Origin of the sequence: Sorangium sp. So ce887 (assembly GCF_051521455.1) — a bacterium.
Taxonomy (GTDB): Bacteria; Myxococcota_A; Polyangia; order Polyangiales; family Polyangiaceae; genus Sorangium.
This window is the reverse complement of the sequence record NZ_CP150354.1, coordinates 12,507,246-12,529,486: the sequence shown is the minus strand read 5'-3', so window position 1 is coordinate 12,529,486 and position 22,241 is coordinate 12,507,246. Positions and strand designations below refer to the sequence as shown.

12 protein-coding genes are annotated in these 22,241 nt (G+C 70.8%); 1 reads left to right on the top strand and 11 read right to left on the bottom strand.

Annotation, left to right across the window (positions count from 1 at the left end):
* Positions 1-8: 8 nt before the first annotated feature.
* The 3 genes from WMF36_RS46900 to WMF36_RS46890 form a co-directional block, all read right to left on the bottom strand.
* Positions 9-1,034: a GAF domain-containing protein gene (locus WMF36_RS46900; RefSeq protein ID WP_437577385.1), complete on the bottom strand. Its 1,026-nt coding sequence runs from the start codon at positions 1,032-1,034 to the stop codon at positions 9-11.
* 138 nt (positions 1,035-1,172) lie between these two features.
* The gene (locus tag WMF36_RS46895) at positions 1,173-2,138 is read right to left on the bottom strand and encodes a histone deacetylase family protein (protein WP_437577384.1); all 966 of its coding nucleotides are present in this window, start codon (positions 2,136-2,138) and stop codon (positions 1,173-1,175) included.
* The gene (locus WMF36_RS46890) at positions 2,135-3,541 is read right to left on the bottom strand and encodes an aminotransferase class III-fold pyridoxal phosphate-dependent enzyme (RefSeq protein WP_437577383.1); all 1,407 of its coding nucleotides are present in this window, start codon (positions 3,539-3,541) and stop codon (positions 2,135-2,137) included. Before WMF36_RS46890 ends, WMF36_RS46895 begins: the two co-directional genes overlap by 4 nt.
* Before the next feature lie 326 nt (positions 3,542-3,867).
* Between WMF36_RS46890 and WMF36_RS46885 the strand changes: the two genes are divergently transcribed.
* Positions 3,868-6,399 (top strand): type VI secretion system Vgr family protein, encoded by a 2,532-nt coding sequence (locus WMF36_RS46885; protein WP_437577382.1) that lies wholly within the window; start codon positions 3,868-3,870, stop codon positions 6,397-6,399.
* Positions 6,400-6,410: 11 nt separating this feature from the next.
* On the opposite strand, the gene WMF36_RS46880 is transcribed toward WMF36_RS46885, so the two are convergent.
* From WMF36_RS46880 to WMF36_RS46845, 8 genes are all read right to left on the bottom strand, one after another.
* On the bottom strand, positions 6,411-11,021 hold the full coding sequence (locus WMF36_RS46880; RefSeq protein ID WP_437577381.1) for an RHS repeat-associated core domain-containing protein: 4,611 nt from the start codon (positions 11,019-11,021) through the stop codon (positions 6,411-6,413).
* Entirely contained in the window at positions 11,018-12,310 is a 1,293-nt protein-coding gene (locus WMF36_RS46875) for a hypothetical protein (protein ID WP_437577380.1), read from the bottom strand. Before WMF36_RS46875 ends, WMF36_RS46880 begins: the two co-directional genes overlap by 4 nt.
* A 44-nt stretch (positions 12,311-12,354) precedes the next feature.
* Positions 12,355-14,592 (bottom strand): DUF2169 family type VI secretion system accessory protein, encoded by a 2,238-nt coding sequence (locus WMF36_RS46870; protein WP_437577379.1) that lies wholly within the window; start codon positions 14,590-14,592, stop codon positions 12,355-12,357.
* Positions 14,593-14,608: 16 nt separating this feature from the next.
* Positions 14,609-15,649: a hypothetical protein gene (locus WMF36_RS46865; RefSeq protein WP_437577378.1), complete on the bottom strand. Its 1,041-nt coding sequence runs from the start codon at positions 15,647-15,649 to the stop codon at positions 14,609-14,611.
* Positions 15,650-15,752: 103 nt separating this feature from the next.
* Entirely contained in the window at positions 15,753-17,231 is a 1,479-nt protein-coding gene (locus WMF36_RS46860) for a protein kinase domain-containing protein (protein WP_437577377.1), read from the bottom strand.
* A 115-nt stretch (positions 17,232-17,346) separates the two neighbouring features.
* On the bottom strand, positions 17,347-18,243 hold the full coding sequence (locus WMF36_RS46855) for a formylglycine-generating enzyme family protein (protein ID WP_437577376.1): 897 nt from the start codon (positions 18,241-18,243) through the stop codon (positions 17,347-17,349).
* 551 nt (positions 18,244-18,794) lie between these two features.
* Entirely contained in the window at positions 18,795-21,116 is a 2,322-nt protein-coding gene (locus tag WMF36_RS46850) for an FdhF/YdeP family oxidoreductase (protein ID WP_437577375.1), read from the bottom strand.
* Positions 21,113-21,985: a formate dehydrogenase accessory sulfurtransferase FdhD gene (locus WMF36_RS46845; protein ID WP_437582053.1), complete on the bottom strand. Its 873-nt coding sequence runs from the start codon at positions 21,983-21,985 to the stop codon at positions 21,113-21,115. The genes WMF36_RS46850 and WMF36_RS46845 overlap by 4 nt, the downstream gene beginning before the upstream one ends.
* Positions 21,986-22,241 lie beyond the last annotated feature (256 nt).

Genomic DNA, 22,241 nt, shown 5'->3' with positions numbered 1-22,241 from the left:
GCGGCGGCTCAGGGCGTGCGCGACGACGCCGCGGCGCCGCTCGTCTCGGCCCGCGCGCGCAGGGCGCCGGCGCGGATCTCGCTCACCGCCGCGGAGGCGGCCTCGTGCGCTTCGAGCGCGCCGCGCAGCACGACCGCCCTCCCCCGCTCGGCGGCGACTTCCTCGAGCGTTCCCTCGAGCACGCCCTCGGCGAGGCGGACGAGCGGGCCGACCTCGGCCAGGCCCCGCGCGAGCACCCGGGCCGCCGCGACGAGCCCGGACGCCGCAGGGGCCAAGCTCGCGACGGCCGCGGCCTCGTCGCAGAGCCCGTCCGCGACGGAGCCCATGTCGCGCCAGCACCCGACGGCCGCGCGCAGGCTGGCGAGCGTCACGAGCGCCGTGGGGGTCGCGTGCATCGCGTCGACCGACGGCGCCTGCGGCCGCGCCCCCGCCGCGCTCTCTGCCGCGGCGATGACCGGAGCGAGGGCCAGGAGCGCGCGCTCCAGGACGCGCGTGGCCTGCTCGATGCGGACGAGGCGCTCCTGGACGTCGGCGCTGCCGAGCGGCGCGTCGCGCTCGACGAGGTCCGAGAGCCGGCCGGCGACCTCGAGGGCGAGCTGCTCGAGGCCGTCGATGGCGCGCGGGTCGAAGCGGCGGGGCACGACGTCGAGCACGCAGAGCGAGCCGATCGCGTGCCCGCGCACGCGCACCGGTACGCCCGCGTACGCGCGGATGCCGTAGCTCTCGACGAGCTCCTTCGGCACGCGCTCGTCGCGCAGCGCGTCGTCGACGATGAGCGGCACCTCATCGCGCACGACGAGCTGGCAGAAGGAGTTGCTCCGCGAGGTCGCGCAGCTCACGGCGAGCTCCAGGGGCAGCCCGTGGTGCGCGCGCAGGAGCTGGATATGGCGGATGACGAGGCTCACGAACGCGATCGGCGCCCGCGCGAGCCTGGCGGCCCGCGCCACGCAGGCGTCGAGGAGAGCGTCCGCGTCCGTGCGCAGCATGGCGCCGTGCAGCTCGGCCAGGCGGACGGGGTCGTTCAGATCGGCCATGGCGGGAGTCTACCAGCAAAGGCCGGCGCGAAGGTCGCCGCGCCGGAGCAGGCGCCACGCCGCCGTGTGCCCCCGCGCAATGAGCCTTCACCTGCGCCGCGCGGAGACGCGCCGAGTGAATGGCCTCTTCTTACGGGATCACTGCCCCTCCCGACGCGCCTCCCTGGCCCGCACCGCCGCGACGAACGTGCCGAGGTGCACCTCGACCACCCGGCTCACGTCGGGCGTGTAGCCGCCCGCGAGGACCCACGCGATCGGGATACGGCGCTCGAGCGCGGCCCGGAACACGATCTCGTCGCGCGCGCGCAGGTCGTCGTGCGTCAGGTCGAGCGGCGAGTACGGGTCCTCGCGGAACGGGTCCGCGCCGGCCTGGTACAGGATCAGGTCGGGCGCGGCGCGATCGATCGCGGGGCCGAGGTGCCGCGCCAGGATCTCGAGGTAGGCGGCGCCGCCGCTCCCGCCCGGCACCGGGACGGACCAGCTGTTCTCCGTGTCCGGAGCGCGCTCGCCCTCGACGTCCCGGTACGCCCGGTTCTGCTTGTACCAGTTGCCGTAGATGGAGAGCGCGAACGCCCAGGGGCGCGACGCGAGCAGCGACGCGGTGCCGTTGCCGTAGTGGAGGTCCATGTCGACCACGAGGGCGCGGCGGATGCGCCCCTCGGCGCGCGCGCGCTCCATCGCGACGACGAGGCCGTTGAAGGTGCAGAAGCCCTCACCGTGCGCGGCGTGCGCGTGGTGGAAGCCGCTCGCGAGGTTGCCCGCGATGCCTTCCTCGAGCGCCGCGGAGACGGCGGCGATGCAGCCGCCGTTCGTGAAGCGCACCGCCCCGGCGAGCGCCGGCGACCAGGGGAACTTCTGCGACTCGGCCAGCGCCCGGGGCTCGCCGGTCGCGATCGCCCGGAGGTACTCGGGCGTATGCACGCGGAGGAGGTCCTCGTCGCTGACCGGCTCGGGCTCGTCGATGCGCGCGGGCAGGCCGCTCCGCTCGATCGCCTCGCGCACGAGGGCGAACTTGCGCATCGGCATGACGTGCTCGCCGATGTCCGCGAAGTAGCGCGCCGAGTGGAACACCCGGATCGGGAGCGAGGCGGAGGCGGCGGTCACTTGCAGACCGACTCGAGGAGGTCGAGCGCCTCGGCGACGTGGCGCGGGGCGAAGACAAGCGCGGGCCGGAAGCGGAGCGTGCGGTCGCCCGAGCCGCCCACCTCGAGGCCGCGGTTGCGGAGCGCGGTGAGCGCCGCGTCGCGGCGGGCGGCGTGGGGGAAGTCGACGGCGGCGAAGGTGCCGCTGCCCCGGGCGCCCGAGAGCACCCCGGGGTAGCGGAGGCAGAGGTCCTCGAGCCCGGCGACGAGGCGCTCGCCCGTCACCCGCGTGTTCTCGAGGAGCCTGTCGCGCTCGACGACCTCGAGGATCACCTCGAGCTGCGCGCCGCGGATCGGGTCGCCGAGCCAGGTGTTGAAGATGCGCAGCGGCTCGATCGGCGCGAGCTCCTCGCGGCAGTAGAAGCCGCCGAGCTGCATCTTCTTGGAGAACGTCACCATGTCCGGCGGCTCGGGCAGGTCCCAGGCCTCGTGCGCCCACAGCGCGCCGGTCCCGCCGCCGCAGGTCTGCACCTCGTCGAGGATGAGCGCGACGCCGTGCTCCGAGGTGAGGCGGCGGAGCGCCTGGAAGAACGCGGGGCTCGCGTGGCGATCGCCGCCCTCGCCCTGGATGGGCTCGACGATGACCGCGGCGATCTCGTCCGGGTGCGCGTCGATCGCCGCCTTGACCGCCTCGAGCGAGCGCGCCTCGGCGGCGCGGTTCTGCTCGGCGTGGGCCGCCTCGGGGAACTGGTTCGCAGGGAACGGCACGACGGGCCAGTCGAACGCGGGGATATCGAGCTTGTGGATCGGCTTGCTCCGCGTCGCCGAGAGGGCGCCCATGCTGCGGCCGTGGAACCCGCCCTCGAAGGAGATCACCTTGAAGGCGTTGATGCCGGGCTGCCGGTTGAGCATGGCGGCGGCGAGGTCGCCGTCGCTCGGCTGCGCGCCGCCGCGCCGGCGCCGGGCGAGCCGGATGAACGCGGCCTTGAGCGCGTTCTCCACCGCCTCGGCGCCGGTCGTGAAGGTGAACACGTGCGAGTGCCCCTTCGGCGCGACGCGCATCAGCGTCTTCTCGACGATGTCGACCCACTCGGGCGCGGGCGCGACCCCGAGCGACGAGCGGTAGCCGGCGCACCAGTCGAAGCGCCCATCGCGCCAGGCGGCGAGCAGATCCGGGTGGTTGTAGCCGATGGGCACGGCGGCGATATGCCCGTACACGTCGAGCAGGACATTGCCGTCCACGTCGACCATGTAGTTGCCCAGGCTCTTCCGCGCGTCCTGATAGAAGTGGATCGGCCGCGCGTCCTGGTAGCGATGGTGTCGAGCGCGGAGCGCCTCGGACGCAGGCCCCGGGATGGCGGTGCGCATGGCGGCGCGCTCGGGCTCACCGGGGACAGGCGGAGAGATGCTGGGCAGTGCGTTCATGGTCGGACTCCGGTGCGAAAGAGGAGCGAGTGCATCGCCGGGCAGCCATCGCGGCTTCGCCTGGTTGGAGCGGCGGAAGAAGGCCAATACCAGCGTCGCGGACGGGGCGCCAGGAACGACGCGCCGCGCGGGCAGCTCCCGTGAAGGCGGGTATCCAGCCGAGACGCACCAGGCGAGCCGGCACATCGCGCCCGAGCCGAAGTGGAAGCGGCGCCTCGTCAGGATCGTTCTATTATGCTCGGCGGGCCTGAGCGCTGCTTGCGCTCGCGCGCGGCGCTCTCGATCGGGGGGATGACGTTCCGCGCCCTCGAGGTCGCGCCCTCGACGTGCCGAGAAAGAAAGAGAGCGACAGCGTGAGCGATCTCGATTTCTCCTTCGCATGGGAGGGCGCCGCCGGGCCCTCCAGTCCCTGGCAGCACCTGCGCGTCGCCGGCTTCCGCGGCACCGAAGGCATCTCCTGCCTGTATCGGTACGAGATCACCGCGATCACGCGCGAGCCTGCGCCCGAGGTCGACCCGGACGAGCTGATCCAGGCCCGGGCGACGCTCCGCATCGCGACGGGCACCCTGCCCGCCTTCCGCGTCGTCCACGGCATCCTCACCGAGGTGGAGGAGCTCGGCCCGATCCACGGCGGCATGGCCTACCGGCTCGTCGTGGAGCCCCCGCTCGCCCGCGCGGCGCACCGCACGCGGTGCCGCGTCTTCCTGGAGAAGACCACGCGGCAGATCATCGACGCCGTGCTCCAGGGCGACCCTGCGCTCCAGCGCGCCGACGACGCCGCGGCGGAGCCCGACGACGGCCTCGGCGACTTCTCGCCGGCGCGCGAGCTCTTCGCCTGGCGCGTGGCGGACACCTCCCGCATCGACGCGGTCGCGGCACGGCGCAACTGCGTCCAGTACAACGAGAGCGATCTCGCGTTCGTGTCGCGGCTGCTCGAGGAGGAGGGCATCGGCTACCACTTCGAGAACGGCAGCGGCGTGTGCCTGCTGGTGCTCTCCGACAGGGACACGGGCCGCACGCGGATCGGGCCGTTCCTGCCGCTCGGCCCGAACCTCCGCGGCCGGGAGGTGACCACGATGAAGCTCGGCGCGCGCCTGCGCCCCCGCAGGGTCACGCTGCAGGACTACAACTGGAAGAAGCCGGCGCTGAGCATGGCGGTCCAGGAGGACGCGGGTGGCGGGGATCTCGTGGAGCACGAGTATCCGGGGCGTTACCCCGACACGCCGGACCAGGGCAGACCGCTCGCCGCGGCGAGGCGCGAGCGGCTCGAGGTGGAGGCGAGCTACGCGGTCGGCGTCGGCCCGAGCCGCGTGCTCGCGGCCGGGACGATCTTCGCCCTGGAGCACACGAGCGCGCGGCACGAGGGCGAGTACCTTGTGACGAGGATGGACGTGCGCGGCGAGCAGCCCGGGGTGCTGCCGCCGTCCTCGAACATGAATGCGACGCAGGACGTGGTGCCTTACGCGGGCACCTTCGAGTGCGCGCGCCGCGGCAAGGCGGCCTCCGTGGCCGAGTCCCGCTTCCGGCCCGCACGGCTGACGCCGAAGCCGCGCATCGTGGGCTCGCAGACGGCATTCGTCACGGCGGAGCCGTCCGCACCGGGCAAGGAGATCCATGTCGGCGGGCCGCCGGGCGCGGCGATCGGGTGCGTGCGGCTGCGCTTCCACTGGGACGAGGACACCGCGCGGCACGGCAAGGAGCCGACGTCGTGCTGGGTGCGGGTGAGCCAGGTGTTCGCGGGCGCCGGGCAAGGGGCCGTCTTCCACCCGCGCGTGGGCGCGGAGGTGATCGTCGACTTCGAGGACGGGGATCCGGATCGGCCGCTCGTGGTCGGCCGCGTATACAACGGGCAGAACGTGCCGCCGACGGTGGTGCCGACGGTGAGCACCCTCAAGACGGACACGAGCCCAGGGGGCGGCACGCACAACGAGCTCCTGTTCGACGACACCGCGGGCGCCCAGCAGATCTTGCTGCACACGCCGAAGGACTGGAACTGCGAGGTCGGCAACAACCGCAGCGAGACGATCGCGGTCGACAGCAGCTCGAGCGTCGGCGCGAACCGGAGCGAGGCGACGGGCGCGGACCGGAGCACCCTGGTCGGCGCGAACAACGCGGAGGTGGTCGGCGCGAACGAGACGGTCACCGTGGGCGGCAACCAGACGATCGGGGTCGGCGGAGACCAGGACACGAGCGTCGGCGGCAACCAGAGCGTCGGGGTGCAGGGCGACCAGAGCGTCGGGGTGCAGGGCAATCGGAGCGTGGGGGTCGAGGGCGACCAGAGCGTGACGATCAGCGGCAACCGGAATTTCGGGGTGAAGGGGGACTCCACCGAGACCGTCACAGGGAACCGCACGGTCGAGGTCACGGCCGACGAGGAGCTCTCGGTCGCGGGCAAGCAGTCGATCCACGTCGTCGGGGACCAGGAGACCACGTACGACGCGAATCACGAGCTCTTCGTAAAGAAGAAGCAGGAGGTCCATGTCGACGGCGAGCAGGTCACCGTGGTGAAGGGGCAGCAGCGTATCGAGTCGAAGACGGAGCAGGTCATCGAAGCACCGACGCAGCAGATCAACGCGGAGACGACGCAGGTGCTGAACTCGGATACATTCCACGCGGACGCCCGGAGGTTGGCCGCGATCGGCGCGCCCACGGTCGTCCTTCAAGCCAACGACGAGATGCGCCTCTCGGGCGCCACCCTGGGCGCCAAGCTCGTGATCTCGTTCGACGGGGATATCGCCATCACGGGGAAGAAAATCAGCCTGGAGGCGTCGGAGATCACTCTCAAGGGTGGGAGCTCCGTCACGGTGGAAGGCGGTGAGCAGGTCGACGTGAAGGCGGCGCTGATCAAGCTGAACTGAGCGGCTGCACCTCACTTCGCGGTCGGACAGTCACACTTGTCCGGCGTGGGACAGGCGCCTGGTCGTGGAACGATAGAGTCATTACCCTTGACGCCGCTCTTGCTGCTATTGCACCCCTGGTGCGACGGTGCCAGGTTACTTTCGTCTTGGATGACGTTTCGAGCATCGTCCGAGAGCACGACCTCCCAGTGCACGCCGTCCTTGAGCACGACCACAGGCTCAATCTCGAGCTTCTGCGTAGCCCAATCTTTTTTGTGGTCGATTGACGGCTTATCCCCTCTCTTGCCCTGCATACTGATCTCTTCTTTACACATCGAACAATTCAAATTCTTCCCGCCATTCTCGCGCATTTTCTTCTCCCACCACGATTTCGAAAATTCTGGATTGAAGCTCCTCGATCCAGAGAAGATCTTTCGTCCGTCGGACAAGACGCTAGGTGGCTTACGGCGATTTATCTGTTTATCCAAGGCCGTCCGGTCATGGCCCGCACTGGCGATCATCTCGTTGGCTTGTTTTGCGCCCCGCGTCCTGTTGTGTTGCGAGTCGGTACGTTCGTAAAGCTTGTAGTTCCTTCTGGTTTGGGCTCTCTCCTCCCGACTCGGCCTCTGCCCCTGGTGCATGAGGCCGAGGATGTCGACGACGGCGAGCGGATTCGCTGTGTAGGCATAGAGATTGGTCCCGCCCGATTGACCAGCGGGGTCGGACTGGAAGTATCGACCAAGGCGGGGGCTGTAGTAGCGGAAGCGGTTGTAATGAAGGCCGAGCTCCTCATCGAAGTAATGCCCCGGGAAGCGCGGCGCATAGGAGACCGACGCGCCGTCATGGACGGTGACCTTGCCATAGGGCTCGACGTGGCTGGCCCACCACACGATGTTGCCCGCCTGGTCCTCGATCTGGAGCGGACTCCCGATCTGGTTGCATATCACGTAACAAATGCTTCCGCTCTCCGGCGCCGCGTCGATGGAATCGTAGTCGATGAACAGGAGAGGGACGAGCGCCTCGGGCCCTGCGTAAACGTAAATCCGGAGCGTGCCCTCGGGGCCCACCTCGGCCGCCAGCCGGTCGCCTTCCCAGTAGAACTCGCTGCGCCTGCTGCCCATGGCCTTGTAGAGACGTCGGCCGAGCCCATCGTAGCCGGCTGTCCACTCCTCGCCCCGTCCGCTCCACGACACGCCCACGAGCATGTCGAGGCTGTTGTAGCGATACCGCGCCACTTCGCCGGTGTCGGCGGCGTGCTCGGCGAGATGGTTGCGGCCATCATAGACAAAGCGTTCGCCCCCGGCGGCGCGCAGGCGGTTTCCCTCGAGAAACTCGGCGCGCGGCAAGCCCGGCTTGGCGAGCACATTACCGGCAGCGTCGAGGAGGATCGGGTCCTTCACGCCGGCGCCGGTCGCCTCGCCGACCAGGCGGTGCGCGGCGTCGTAGGCGTACCGCGTCACGCCGCGGATGTCGTCCTCGATCGCGTGGAGCTCTCCCTCCGGCGAGTACGTATAGCGCACCGACCAGAGCGCGGTCCGGCCGTCCCGCTGCCGCCAGACGATACGCCCACGGCAACGCTCGTCGTGATCGTAGGAGGAGAGCACGCTCGTTCCGTTGCCGAACGTCGTGAGCACAGTGCCGCGGCCGTCATGCTGGATCCGGTGCGTCCCGCCGGCCGGCGTCTCGATGAGCAACGCGCCGTCCGGCGCGCGGTGGTACATGACGGAGAATCGCTCGAAGTACGTCGTGGCGCGCAGCTCGTCGCCCTCGAACTGGCTTTCAACGCCGCTCCTGTTCCGCTCGTCGAAGGTCTGCCGGTCCCATGGGTCGAAGCCACACAGGACCTCCACCTCATCCATGGCGACGCGCGTGATGCGGCCCTTCGCGTCGTAACCGTAGTGGTATACCTCCCCCGAAGAGAGGCGAAGCTCCGAGGGAAGGCCGTTTTCGCCCACCGAGACCCGAAGGAGAACAGCGCCGTCGCCGTCGCGCTTCTCAATCAGGTGATCGGCGTGGTCGTAAACATACTCCTCGCGCACCACGCCGTGGCGCACGACCCTCACCAGCCGATCTCTGTAATCGTGCTCGTACTGGCTCTCGCCGCCGCCCGGGTCCACGACACGAGCGACCCTCTCGTGTGCAGTGTAGTCATAGCGGGTGCGGTGGCCGAGCGGATCCACCTCGGCGCCGATCAGATTCCAGGAGGTGATCTCGGTGCGCTGCTCGCGCCCGTCACGATCGGTGTAGCGCGTCACGTTACCGCTTGCGTCGTACACCCACGACTGCCTGTGCCCCGCCGCGTCGACCTCCTCAATCACCCGTCCGAGCGCGTCCCGCCGGCGCTCCGGTTCGCGCGGCTCGCGCACGTCCCCGCGCAGCCACAGGGCGCGCTCCCGGACGGAGGCCGGCAGCGCAGCCGTGAGCGTCGCGACCGCTGGAAGCGCCGAGAGCACGTCGCCCCACTGCTGCGCGAGGGCCGTCTCGGGCACCTGATGCTCCAGGGGATCCGGCGGATTCGGCATGACGTCCAGCGGCAGCATCAGGTAACCCAGCCTATCGACCGTGCCGTAGTGGCGCCCCCGCGCGTCATAAAGGAAGCGCAGGTTGGTCTGCCCATCCGCGCCGGTCTCCTCCACGATCTTGCCTTCATCGTCGAGGCTCCACCGGAGCCTCCCGCCATAAGGATCCTGGACGCAGACGAGCGTCCCATCGTCGTTGTACTCGTAGATCCACTCTCCCCCGTCCGCCTTGGTGACGAGCGTACGGCGCCGCTCCGTCTCATAGCGCATCGAAACGCGCCATAAGCCATCTTCGCCGCGCTCCTCGACGCAACGCCCATCGGGATCATACGCAAAATGAAAGCTATACCCATTGCGGTCCGTCATGCGCACGACGCGCTGGCCGGCGTCGTACGCATAGCTGCCGCGAGCGCCCACCGCGTCGTGCCATGCGATCAGGCATTCGGCGTCGTCATAGGCATACGCCGCGATGAGCGTCAGCGACCGCTCGCCGCGAGGCCCCCGGCGCACCTCCACGAGGTGGCCTCGGCTATCGTAGCTAAACCGCACCTCCTGCACGTCCTGGAGCCCTGTCTCGATCGCCCTCGCAAGCTGGCCGCGCTCGCCATAGGTGAGCTCTACGCACGCCTTTCCTCGGATCAACCGCGTCAGACGGGGCGCGGTGTCGCGCCCGCCCCGGCGCACGAACTCGATCGCTGGCTCGCCCCCACGCGTCACGGTGTAGACCAGCGAATCGCTGCCGCTTCGGACGCGCATCCCGTATCCCTCGCGGAACGCCTCTGGTTGCCCGGGCTTGAGCGGCGGGAGCTTCACCTGCTTTCCTTCGGCGTCCGTGTAAACAATACAATCGATATCGATGGCCAAGCTATGCTCGTAGGTGTGCCGGAAGCCCCGCCCCATCGGCCCTGTGCGCACCGCGTCTGCGCTGTTGTAATACCGGACCCAGCGAAACATGGAGGCGCCGTCATCCTCCTCGTAGTCGATGAAGGTGTCGACGTTCGCACCGGTGACAGGGTCGATCGGGTGTCCTGTGAACATGCATTTCAGCTTCGGGACGACCCGCGTTCCAAGTCGCTTCAACCCTTTGCCTAGCTTCCCGAGCCCCCGCGCGACCGCCGACCACGGCGGCATCGGAAATCCGCCGATCAGCACGTTGGGGTGCCCCGAGAGCACCGCGCCGATGCACGGCGGCGTCCCTGGATCCATGCCCATCAGGAGGCTCGCCGCCAGCGCGGCCGCGTCCAGCCCCGCCTGGATCCCCGTCATCTTGGCCGACGCATCGGCGGCCGCCGCCTGTTCCAGGGCCGCCTGCTTCTCCGCTTCCGCCTCGGCCGCTGCCTCTGCCTTCGCCTCCTCCAGCTCCTCCGCCGTCATCTGCGCCGAGGCGCCCGGGTCGATCTCCTTCAGTTTCACCTCCTTCGCTCGCAGCTTCTTCGCCTGCTCCGCCTGGGTCACTGCATCCAGCACCTGCGCCCCGACCCCGATCACGCCTCCCCCGACGGAGACGACCTTCGACAGGGAGCTCGTCGCCTTGGCCGCCCCCGCTCCGGGCATGCAGTGCATCGTGAGGTCCAGCGTCCGCGCGGCCCGCGCCCCGCCGAAGAACACCTTGCTCGACCCGGTGAACACCTCGAACGGCGGTGCCAGCGTGCCGCACAGGAGCGAGATCCCGAGATCCCCCGCGCGCGCCGCTGGCATCCCGTTGATCAACACTGACGCACACCCGGCCAGCGCCACCGGCCCGAAGCTCGGCAGCGGGATCGGCATCGCCGGCGGATGCGTGTGCATGTGCGGGATCCCGAGGTGCAGCATCCCCAGCGTCGCCGCCGGCAACGGCGGGAACAGCTTCGCGATGTCCCTCGTCGCGAGCGCGAAGCCGTCGTTCATCAGCGTGATCGGCGTCATCACCGCGCTCAGCGTGCCGCCGATCACCGCGTTCGCCTTGTCCAGATCGCTCGCCTCCGGATCGGACAGGCTCTGGAACGGCGCCGCCGCATTGTTGATGTCGCCCACCAGCACGTCGAGCGGCGCGTTCCCTGTCGGCGCGATCAGCCGCTGCGCCGCCGGCGCCTCGTTCTTGGCCGCAGCGGCCGCGCTCTTGACCGCGTTCCCGTCTGCGCTCATGTCGTAGCCCTCCTCAGCGGATGTTCCTCGGCTTCGCGCGCCTCGGTCTTCACCGCCTGCGCGGCCGTCTTGAGCTCGGCCTCGCAGGCGCGGCGCTCGTCATCCATGCGCATCGCCTTGTAGGCGGCGATCAGGCGCTCCAGCGCCGAGCGGTGGCGCTCGTGGTACGCGAACGTCTTGGCGAGCGCCGCCGCGTCCCGCCACACAAGCACCGCGCTCGTCGCGTCGCCCGCGCGGTCACGCGCGACGCCCTGCTTCTCCAGGGCGTCGGCCTTGACGAAGGGGTTCATCAGCTTCTCGGCGATCCGCGCGGCGAGGCCGAAGAACCCCTCGGCGTCGCGGTGGTCCTTGAGCTCCAGGCTGACGTCGGCGATCGCGAAGGTCAGGTTGAGCAGGATCGGCAGCGCCTGCGTGTGCATCACCAGCGCGAGGCCCTGGTGGTACTTCACCCTGGCCTCTTTGAGATCGCCCATCTGCCGGAGCACGTCGCCCACGCCCAGGAGGATCACGGCCTGCATCACCGGCGCGTCGTGCGCTGCGTAGTACCTGTAGAGCGCGCCGTACTTCTCGAGCGCCTGCGGGTAACGCCGGTAGGCGTAATCGAGGCCCGCGAGCTGCAGGAGCGCCTGCATCCGCTCGGGGACGGACCGGCTCCTGTCGCCGGCCTCCTTGACGAGCGCGTCGTTGAGCGCGGCCGGGCTCATGTCGAGCTCGTAGAGCAGCACCCCCGGGGCCTTGCTCTTGCGCAGCGGTGGGAGCAGGAAACGCGCATCGCGGTCGTCGCGCGCGATCACGCGCACGCCCCGCATCCACGTCTCGGGCCCTCGCGCGGGGACGAACTCGCCGACGAGGCGCGCGTAGCCTTCGCGATCGGCGATCTGGACGGGCAGAAACCCCCAGATCATGCGGTGCCCGCCCTGCGCCGGGACGAGCGACGAGACGTGGTCGATCGCCGCGCGCAGACGCGCGCTCGACGAGACCGCCGCGTCGTCGCAGACCGCGGGCAGCGGCGGGAGCGGGGCCTCTCCCTGCGCCGCGCGGGGCGCCTTGGCGATCTCCATCTGGACCCGGAGGGTCTTCAGGATCGCCGACGCGTACTGCGCGGCCTCGATGAACGGCTCGCCGAAGACCAGGAAGATGTCCGAGGGGGCCGCGTCATCCATCCCCTCGAGGGTCTTGAGCACATACACCATCTCCGGGTCGGCGCAGCTCACGACCAGGAGGAGGTGCTCGCGCTGGTCGACGAACTCGCTCAGCGTCGCCTTCAGTTCATCCAGCTTGCGCCACATCGCGGACCGGCCCTCCAGGGCAAAGGGGGTTCGAAGCGATCACGTCACTGGCCGCGCAGCGCGCTGAGCGCCGCGCCCACCTCGCGGAAGATCCTCGGATCGGCGGCCGCCTTCTTCGTCCAGAGGCGGATCACGTGCATCAGCGCAGGGCGCTGGATCCCGAGCTCGTCGAGGACCCGATCGCTCTGCTTTCGCTCCACGCCCACGACGAGGCGCGCGTACTCCGCCGGGAGGATCGGCCCGCGGAAGGCCTCCACCGTGGCCACGTAGGTGCTGTCGTACGCGCTCCGCAGCCGGCCCGGGCCGTGCCCCGCGTCGCTCTTGATCGCCGAGGTCCAGTGGCGCTCGATGGCGCTCCACGCGCGCTCGCCGAGCGCGTGGGAGGCCAGCACCGCCGCGCGCGGCGCGCGCGCCTCGGCGATCTCGGCGTTGATGGCCGCGAAGAGCTCGATCGGAAAGCTCACCGGGTCGGGCTCGGGCAACGCGGGCTCCGGCGCCGGCGCGGGTGGCGCTGCCGGGCTCGCCAGCGCCGCCGGGTCGAAGTACGGCACCGTGCCGGGCGCCGGAGCCGGTGCGGACCTCACGGCCGGCGCGCGCTCGGCGGCGAGCGCCAGCAGGGGCGGCTCGGCCGGCCATCCGACGTACTCGACTGGGCCCTCTGCTCGCGAGAGGCTGGGAACAGCTTGATCCACGGCGCCCGGCGGCGCCGCCGGCACGCCGAGCCACGGCCCAGGAGCGGTGTCCCCGGAGCTCCAGGTGTCCTTGTCGGCCACGCTTTGCACGGGCGAGGCCGGCATCGCCCCGGTCGCGTGAGCCGACGCGACGACGCCGGGCGGAAGGAAGGGCACCGCGCTCCCGGGGCCAGCGCCCGGTGGCTGATCGAGCGCGAGCTCCCGCGTGCCTGAGGCGATGCGCACCTTGATCGTGCGCGTCTCGGCGGCGTTCAGCGGCGGCGCCGGCAGCAGGCCGGGAAGCTGCTCCTGGAACGGAAAGGCTCGCGCGTTCCGCAGCGCCTGCTCCGGCAGATCCTCGACCTCCAGCGTGGAGGCTGCCCAGAGCGGCGTCTTGGCGCGAGCGAGGGCGAGACGCGGCTCCAAGGTCGTTGCGCCCTCCAGACGAAACGGGTGCACCGGACGCCGCTCGTCGGGCAGCGCGCCCTCATCAATCTCGGCCGTCACCGCGGCCGCGGCGACACCTTTCAGCGCGCCCCCGGTCGCGCCCGGCGCGAGCCCGGCGCCAGCGGACGCCACGCCGCCCGCGGGGGCAGCTTCACGTTCCGGCAGGGCACGAACGTCGATCCGAGGAGGCCACGCGAGCGGCGCTCCGGCCTGCTCGACGCCCACGACGAGGCGCATCCTCGCGAGCGCGGCCTCGCTCGCGAGGGGAAAGCTGCGCCGGAACACCAGGGTGCAGCGCTGCTCTTCGCCGTCGATGCGCAGCGTGTCGATGCACAGGGCGAGCCCCTGGCCGTCGCCCACCCCGAAGGCCGAGAGGCCGTGGACGCGCGCGAGGCCCCGCAGCTCGGGCAAGCGCATCCTCAGGTGAGGCACCGTCGGATGCAGCCCCTGGAGCACGATCCACTCCCCGCCACGCAGGGAATCGACCCTCTGGTCGGGAGGCGCCGACTGGAAACAAGACCAATCGAAGTGCTCCGGGATCTCTTGAATGGAGGCGTCGATCATCGACGACCGCGGCGTGTCCCCGATCAGCCTCCAGAACGTGGGCCATCCGCGCACGACCGGGCCGTATCCCGCAGGTCGATGCGGCGCCTGGATGCCGAGCACAGTCGGCTGCTCTGGGCCGGCGCCAGCGTCGACGCCGAGGGGGTTCTCCTGCCCGTTCGCCCCGCGCACCGCCCGCTCGTACACGAGGGGCAACGACCGGAATGGGACCCTGTCCTGGACGAGCAGCCGCTTGTCGAGGATCTCTCGACCTCGGTCAAAGAGGGCGAGGCGCACCGACAAGGCGAGCACCGAGATCCCGGGCGGCGCGCAGGCATGTCCCGTGAAGAGCACGTCGGCGCGCCCCAGGTAGGGGACGAGATCGCTCGTGAACCGGAGGCTCCTCGACGGGTCCTTGCCGTGATGGACGTTCGCCTCGAAGATCTCTTGCGGCGCGGATCTCGGCATCTCCGCGTCGCTCGCGAACGCGAACGTCGCCTTCGCGATCACGGTGACGTGGAGCTGTCCCCGGGTCCGCCACGCGACGGCGGCGGCCGTCGCGCCGGGCAGCGCGATCACCTGATCGGGCGCGATCCCATGCCGGGCCGCTCCGTGGAGCATCAGGACAGCCCTCCCCTCACCACGCCCCGCGGGCCCCGACCACCGTCCCCGCAGGCCCTGCAGCGAGCACGCCAGCGCTGATCCACCTCGGCGCCGCGCCGGTCGTCGACCTCGCGCCCTTCGGCTCGGTCAAGAACAGCACTGCCGCGGTCCCCAGCCCGGCCAGCCCCACCCCGAAGCCGATGGTGCTCAGGAGGCCTGTCCTCTTCGCGCTCTTCGCCGCATCGTACCCTGTCGTGTCGCACGCCCTCTCGTCGTGGGCTCCAATGCCGGCGCCGCAGTGTTCCTCGATGGTCCCCCGCTTGCCGAACGTGAGCGCCCCCATGATCCCCCCCAGGACGACCCCCGCGACCCCGACTCCGCCCGCCACGTATACGGCCGTCCGTCGACCTGCTGACACCCCGCCCCCGGAAGCCGACACCTCGCTGCCGGAAGAGGACGGCATCGAGGCGACAGCGCCCGTTCCCCCCTTCACCTCCAGCACGACGCGCTTCTTCTCACCCTCGGCGATCGCGATGCGCTGTTCCCATAAGGGACCTCCCGGAGCCCGGGTGGACACCGTGTGCTCTCCCGGATCGACCGGAAGCCCGACGCCGAGCGAGGCCTCGCCCAGCTCGAGACCATCGCGCGTCACCACCGTCCCCGCCGGGGCTCCCGCGGGCAGCGAGAGCGCCAGCTCCGGCACCCGCGGGGCCAGCCGCGCGCGCTCCGCGGACGCCGCCCCCACTCGCTCACGCTGTCGGGCCCGCTGAGCCTGGGGCAGCCTCTCCACCAACCTCAGGTAATCGCTTAGGCGCCCCACGGCCGTCGCGACGCGGCCCCACTTCGACTCGCAGAAGGCCAGCGTGAAGAGTGTGCCCGGCCTGGGGTCTAGGCGCTGGCTCTCCGCGAGGTCCTTGCAGCCCGTCTCGTACCTGCCCGCCTCCATGTCGGCGAGGCCGCGATCGAAGAGGACCTCCGCGGACGCGATGTCCTGCGCCAGGGCCGGCGTGGAGACGACGAGGGGCACGATGACCGCCCAGAGAGGACGCAGATATCTGCAGGACGAGCGGGTCATGGACAGGGGATCTTCAGCGGGTCAGTGGACGAACAGCGCGAGGGGACAAACAGCGAACGGCAGGGGCCGGGACAAGGAGAGGCGCCGCGGCGGACATGGCGCATCAGTCTCGACTGAACAGGTGATGCGGCGGTCGCGGCGGAGGCGGCGGCCGCTGGGCGCCCGGCGCTGGCCTCGGCCCCGCGGTCCCACGCGGGCTCGCGGCCGCAGACGAGGACGGCGCCGGGCTCGCGGGCTCGGGCGCGCCGGGAGGCGCAGCGCTCGCGCTCGCGTCCACCGGCTCGCCGGGCGGCTCCGCCGGCTCCGCCGCCGAAGGGGACACGGCCGCGCTCCCGGGCAGCGGTGGCGCGTTCGCCCCGTCGGCGTCCTGGCTCGCCGCCGCGGCTTCCGGGGCCTCCGGGGTCACGGCTTCGACCATCGCGCGCCCGCCCAGCCCGTGGAGCGCGATCCAGATCCCCACGCCGAGCACCCCAGACCCGAGCAGCGCGGCGACTGCGGCGAACGCTCCTCGCCTCGGCAGCGCCGGCACGGAGGACGACACAGAGGAGCCCATCGACGTGCCCGCGAACGGCGGCCGCTGCGGAACAGAGACGCTCTCGCGCTGCGAGCCCCCCACCGGTGCGGAGCTCGCCGTGGCGCAGCTCGCGCCGGGCCAGGGCGAAGCGCCCGCGAGGGCCGCAGGGGGCCCGCCGCTCGCGGCGAGGCGGAGTACGTCGCCGAGCGCCTGAACCGCCTCCGTCGCCGTGCGGAACCGCGCCGCAGGGTCCGTCGCCGTCGCCCGGAGGAACCACGCATCGAAGGCCGGCGGCAGCGCCACGCCCTGCGCAGCCGCCCGCCGCACCGGAGGCTCCACCGGACCGTTGACGGCCACCATCGCGAAGCCGATCACGTCCTCCGCGCTGCTCGCCTCCGCCTCCCAGTATGGGCTCCCGACGAGCATCGAGTACGCCATCATGCCCAGCGCATGGATGTCCGCCGCGCCCGTGAGCCGCGAGCGGGCGCGGAACTGCTCGGGCGCCATGTAGAGCGGCGTCCCGAGGGTGCGCGTGGCGCCGCCCGCGTTCGTGCCTTCCGCGATGAGCTTCGCGATGCCGAAGTCGAGGATCTTCACGCACGGCGTCCCGTCCTGCCGCTGCGTGACGAACAGGTTCTCGGGCTTCAAGTCCCGATGTACGATGGATGCCGCGTGCGTCTGGTCGAGGGCCAGCGCGGTCTGGCCGAGATAGATCATCACCTCGGTAGGCGGCAGGCGCCCCACGCGCGCGAGCCGATCCGCGAGCGACTCGCCGCGGAGCAGCTCCATGACCAGGAAGGGCATTCCGGTCGCCTCGTCGATATCCACATCGAAGACATCGACGACGTGATCGCTCCGCACGTTCGCCGCGATCCGCGCCTCGCGCAGGAAGCGCTCGCGCATATCCGCCTGCTGGAAGAGGTGCGCGTGCATGACCTTGAGCGCCCTGCGCCGCTCCGTCCCGAGGTGCACCGCCTCGTAGACCGTCCCCATCGAGCCCGCCGCGAGGAGCCGCACCACGCGATAGCGACGCGCGAAGAGCGTACCCTCGAGAAAACTGGCCGACACCTGAGCAGGGTGATGTGAATAGATGATTGCGTCAAGAATGGTAGGGCTCATGCGGTCCGACGAAGTCGAACAGGAGAACAAGGCAGGACGGACGATCCCACATCAACGGGCGCAATCACGGCGTGCTCGCGCAGCGGACGCCCTGGTCGGCTTGGCGCTTCGCCGGATCGTTCTTGTAGTGTTTGGCAGTGCGCAGGTAGCTTGAATCGTTCACATAACCGCCGCCGCACACCATGCGCGTCGGCTCCGTCGCGGGCGTCAGCTGGGCACAATCGTCGCACATCGCTGGATTCGACCCGCCCATGTCCAGCACCCACTCCCACAGGCTCCCTGCCATATCCGCTTGATGCCACAGCCCGTCGCCTTTCGGCGACTTTGACCCGACGCTCAGGACGTCGGCGGCCGTGCACTCCGGTTGCTCATCCGCAGGACAACCATATACCGCATAGCCATTATCAATGGTCGTATCGCCCGGCGGAACCGACCACGGATACATCCGCTGCTGCTCGCCGCCGGCCGCCGCGTAGTTCCACTCCGCTCTCGTGGGCAACCGGCCCTCATCCCAGGCGCAGAACGCGAACGCCATGAACCAGGTCACGCAATTGATCGGCTTCGTCTCGTTCTCTTCCGGGCTCTCTGTCCACGTTGCTCTCGACGGGCTGCATTTCAGTTTTTCCCTCAATTCGGCCTGATCGCGAGGCAGCTCCCCATCCCACGCGGGATCCCACCCGCTCCCCTGGATCAACGGGTGCGCCCCCGCCCCACGGATCGGCCGGCTACCCGGATAGGCCTTCACGAACGCCCGGAATCTCCCTACCGTCACCTCGAACCGATCCAGCGAGAAGTCGCTCACCGTCGCCGGAAAATCTGAATCGTTGAACCTGTCGAAGCTCCCTCCAGAGACCGGCTCATTTGTACAGCAATCCTCTTCCCACGGACCACACTTTGCAGGCAGCCCACGGCAGCTCCGTACGCTGGCCCTGTCCCCCACCACATAATAGTCCTTGTCCACGCCCGCGAGCGCCGTGCACCCGCCGGCGAATAGGCCCCACGCTGCTACCAACCATCTCGCGCACCTTCGACTGGCCATCGCTCTCCCCGGATCCTCATCACCGCGAACGGCCGACTGCGCCCGATGGGACGTCGCACAGACGGGACGTCGCACAGGCAACGGGGCGCCGTCCCGCACGTCCGTGGCGGCGCAACCTGGGGCACAACCTTGATGATATCATGTCTCCGTGCTGGGCCGCCACGTGACCGGTACGCCGAGCACTCAACCATGCACGTTGATGAGACACCCAGCGATGGAGACATGCACCTGGAGTACTTTTTCGGCAGGGCGTAACGACTCCTCATCACTCGGCGACGAAGTCGGTTCTGTCCGAACTGTCGCATAGCGGCTATTTCGCTCCGGCTCCACGCCGCGAGGCGACCCGCGATATCCCGCTCCGGTCCGTCAAGCCGCCGAGGCGCTGCCGCAATCTTCGACGCAGCGGCGCTTCGTCGCGATCGGGTCCATGGCGGCGTGGTGACCCGATGACGTCGCGGGACGCCTTGGGAGCGTCACGCGGATCCGTCGTTCACGACGGCCGGCTGGACGCGCACGACGATCGATTTCGACGCGGGCGTGTGGCTCTTCTCGGCGATGCTGCCGAGCGGCACGAGCACGTTGGCCTCGGGGAAGTAGGCCGCGACGTTGCCGCGGGGGATCGTGTAGAGCACGACGCGGAACGCGCGCGCCACGCGCTCTCCGTCGGAGAAGCGGCTCGTGACGTCGACCAGGGCCCCCTGCGCGAGCCTGCGCTCGGCCGCGTCCTCGGCGTTCATGAACACGACGCGGCGCCCGCCGCGGACGCCGCGGTAACGATCGTCGAGCCCGTAGATGGTCGTGTTGTACTGGTCGTGGCTGCGGATGGTCATCATCAGGAGCTCGCCCGGCTCGAGCTCGTGCCGCGGGAGCGGGTGGACCAGGAAATTCGCCTTGCCCGTCCCCGTGCGGAACTCGCGCCGGGCCGCGGCGTTTGGCAGCGCGAAGCCGCGCGGGTCCCGGATCCGCGCGTTGAAATCGTCGAACCCATCGATCGTGCGCTCGATGAGATCGCGGATCCGATCGTAATCGGCCGTGAGCTCCTCCCAGGGTACGCGCGAGCGCGCGCCCAGCGTCGCGCGGGCGAGCCCCGCCACGATCGCCACCTCGCTCCGCAGCATCTCCGAGGCCGGCGGGAGGTTGCCGCGCGAGCTCGAGACCACGCCCATCGAGTTCTCGACCGTCACGAGCTGCGGCCCTCCCGCCTGCACGTCGCGCTCGGTGCGCCCGAGGCAAGGCAGGATGAGCGCGCGCCGCCCCGTCACGAGGTGCGCCCGGTTCAGCTTGGTCGACACGTGCGCCGTGAGGTCGCACCGGGCGAGGGCGCGGGCGGTGAACGCCGTGTCCGGCGTCGCCGAGAGGAAGTTGCCGCCCAGCGCGAAGAAGACGCGGGCGCGCCCGTCGGCCATCGCGGCGATCGCGGCGACGGTGTCGAGCCCGTGGCGGCGCGGCGGCGAGAAGCCGAAGTTCTTCTCGATGCGGTCGAGGAGCTCGGCGGGCGGGCGCTCCCAGATGCCCATCGTCCGGTCGCCCTGCACGTTGCTGTGCCCGCGCACCGGGCACGCGCCCGCGCCGGGGCGCCCGATGTTGCCGCGCAGGAGCAGGAAGCTCATGACCTGCTGCACGTTGGCCACGCCGTTCTGGTGCTGCGTGAGGCCCATGGCCCAGCACGCGATCGTGCGCTCGGACCGCATCGCGATCTCGGCCGCCGCCCGCATCTGAACGCGCGGGACCCCGCTCTGCTCCACGATGTCGTCCCACGGCGTCCCGCGCACGGCGGCCGCGAACGCCTCGAAGCCGTGGGTGTGGCGCTCGATGAACGCGCGATCGAGCACCGCGCCCGGCCTGCGCTCCTCCTCCTCGAGCATCTCCTTGATGATCCCGGTGAAGAGCGCGACGTCGCCGTTGATGCGCACCTGGACGAAGAGCGTCGAGAGCGGCACCCCTGAGCCGACGAGATCGAGCGGGTGCTGCGGGTGCTGGAAGCGCTCGTTGCCGACCTCGGGGAGCGGGTTCACCGTCACGATCTCGCACCCGCGCAGCCGCGCCTCGCGCAGCGCCGAGAGCATGCGCGGGTGGTTCGTCCCCGGGTTCTGCCCGACGACGAAGATCGCGTCGGCGAGCTCGAAATCATGAAGAGATACGGTGCCTTTGCCGACCCCGATGGCCTCGCGCAGGCCGACGCCGCTCGACTCGTGGCACATGTTCGAGCAGTCGGGCAGGTTGTTCGTCCCGAGCTCGCGCACGAAGAGCTGGTAGAGGAACGCCGCCTCGTTGCTCGTGCGCCCCGAGGTGTAGAAGAGCGCCTCGTCCGGCGAGGCCAGCGCGCGCAGCGACGAGGCGACGAGCTCGAGCGCCTCGTCCCACGACACAGGGCGGTAGTGCGACGCGCCCTCGTCGAGCAGCATCGGGTGGACGAGCCGCCCCTGCTTGCCGAGCCAGTGGTCGGACTGACGCGAGAGCGCCTCGACGCTGTGCTCGCGGAAGAACTCCGGCGTGACGCGCCGGAGCGTCGCCTCCTCGGCGACCGCCTTGGCGCCGTTCTCGCAGAACTCGGCGACCGAGCGCTTCTCCTCGGGCTCGGGCCACGCGCAGCCGGGGCAGTCGAAGCCCTCGCCCTGGTTCACGCGCAGGAGCGTGCGCACGGCGCGCGCGACCCCCATCTCGCCGACCGCGTGCCGGAGCGTCGCGCCGACCGCCGCGAGCCCGCCGGCGGCCGCGCTACGCTCGCCGATCCGGGGCGGCTCGGCCTCGACCGGCGGCTCGGCCTGCACATCGCGCACGTCGCGCGCCGTCACGACGCCGCCTCCGGCGCGACCGCGATGCGCTCCCGGCCCGCGTACACGTTGAACCGGCCGTCGCGCGCGAAGCCGACGAGCGTCATCCCGTGCGCCGACGCGAGCTCGGCGGCCAGGCTCGACGGCGCGCCCACCGCGACCATCACCGGGATCGACGCCCTGAGCGCCTTCTGCACGAGCTCGAACCCCGCGCGCCCGCTGACCATCAGCACCGCGCCCGGGTCGGGCAGCCGCCCGGCGAGCAGCGCGGCGCCGATCAGCTTGTCGACGGCGTTGTGGCGGCCCACGTCCTCGCGGAGGTCGGCGAGCGCGCCGCCCGCGTCGAAGAGGGCCGCCGCGTGCAGCCCCCCGGTCCGCCCGAACACCGGCTGCGCCTCGCGGAGACGCGCGGCGAGCCCGTGCACGACGCGCGGCGCGATCCGCGGGGCGCCCCGCGCGAGCGGCGAGGGCGGCGCGCACGACGCCACGTCGATCGACGCCTTGCCGCAGACGCCGCAGCTCGCGTTCGCGACCGCGAGGGCGCGCTCGGTGCGCCCGAGATCGACAACCACGTCCTCGGCGAGCGTGACGCGCACGAGGTCGCCCGAGGGGCCGGCAGCCTCGTCGACGGCGACCACGTCGGCCGCGCGGGAGATGATCCCCTCGGCGAACAGGAGCCCGATCGCGAGCTCGCGATCGTTGCCGGGCGTGCGCATCGTGATGCCGAGGCGTCGCGGGGCGCGCTCCCGCGACGCCATGGGGAGCGCCCCGCGCGGGCGCGCGACGACGACGATCTCGAGCGGCTCCTCGACCGCGAGCTGATCCTCGGCGTCCGAGGCGCTCTCGCCCGTGATCCTGCGGATCGAAACGTGGGTGGTGCTGGAGGGCATCGCGGCGTCCGGGCTCCCCACATCCTATTCCCTTGCGATGGGCCGTCGAGCCGAAGCGGCGGACGCCGGCCGAGGAGAGCGCGGCGCGGCAGCGCTTGCCTGGATGGCGCGAGCGCCCGGCGCATACGATCCAAGGCAGGTTGTCGCTGCAGTGAGGCCCACCCGGGCTGTCGCGGCAGGCAGGCCCACCCGGGCTCGCGGTGGTCAGGCCCACGTGCCAGAAGCACTGGCAGCGCTCGTGTAGGACGAATCCGCC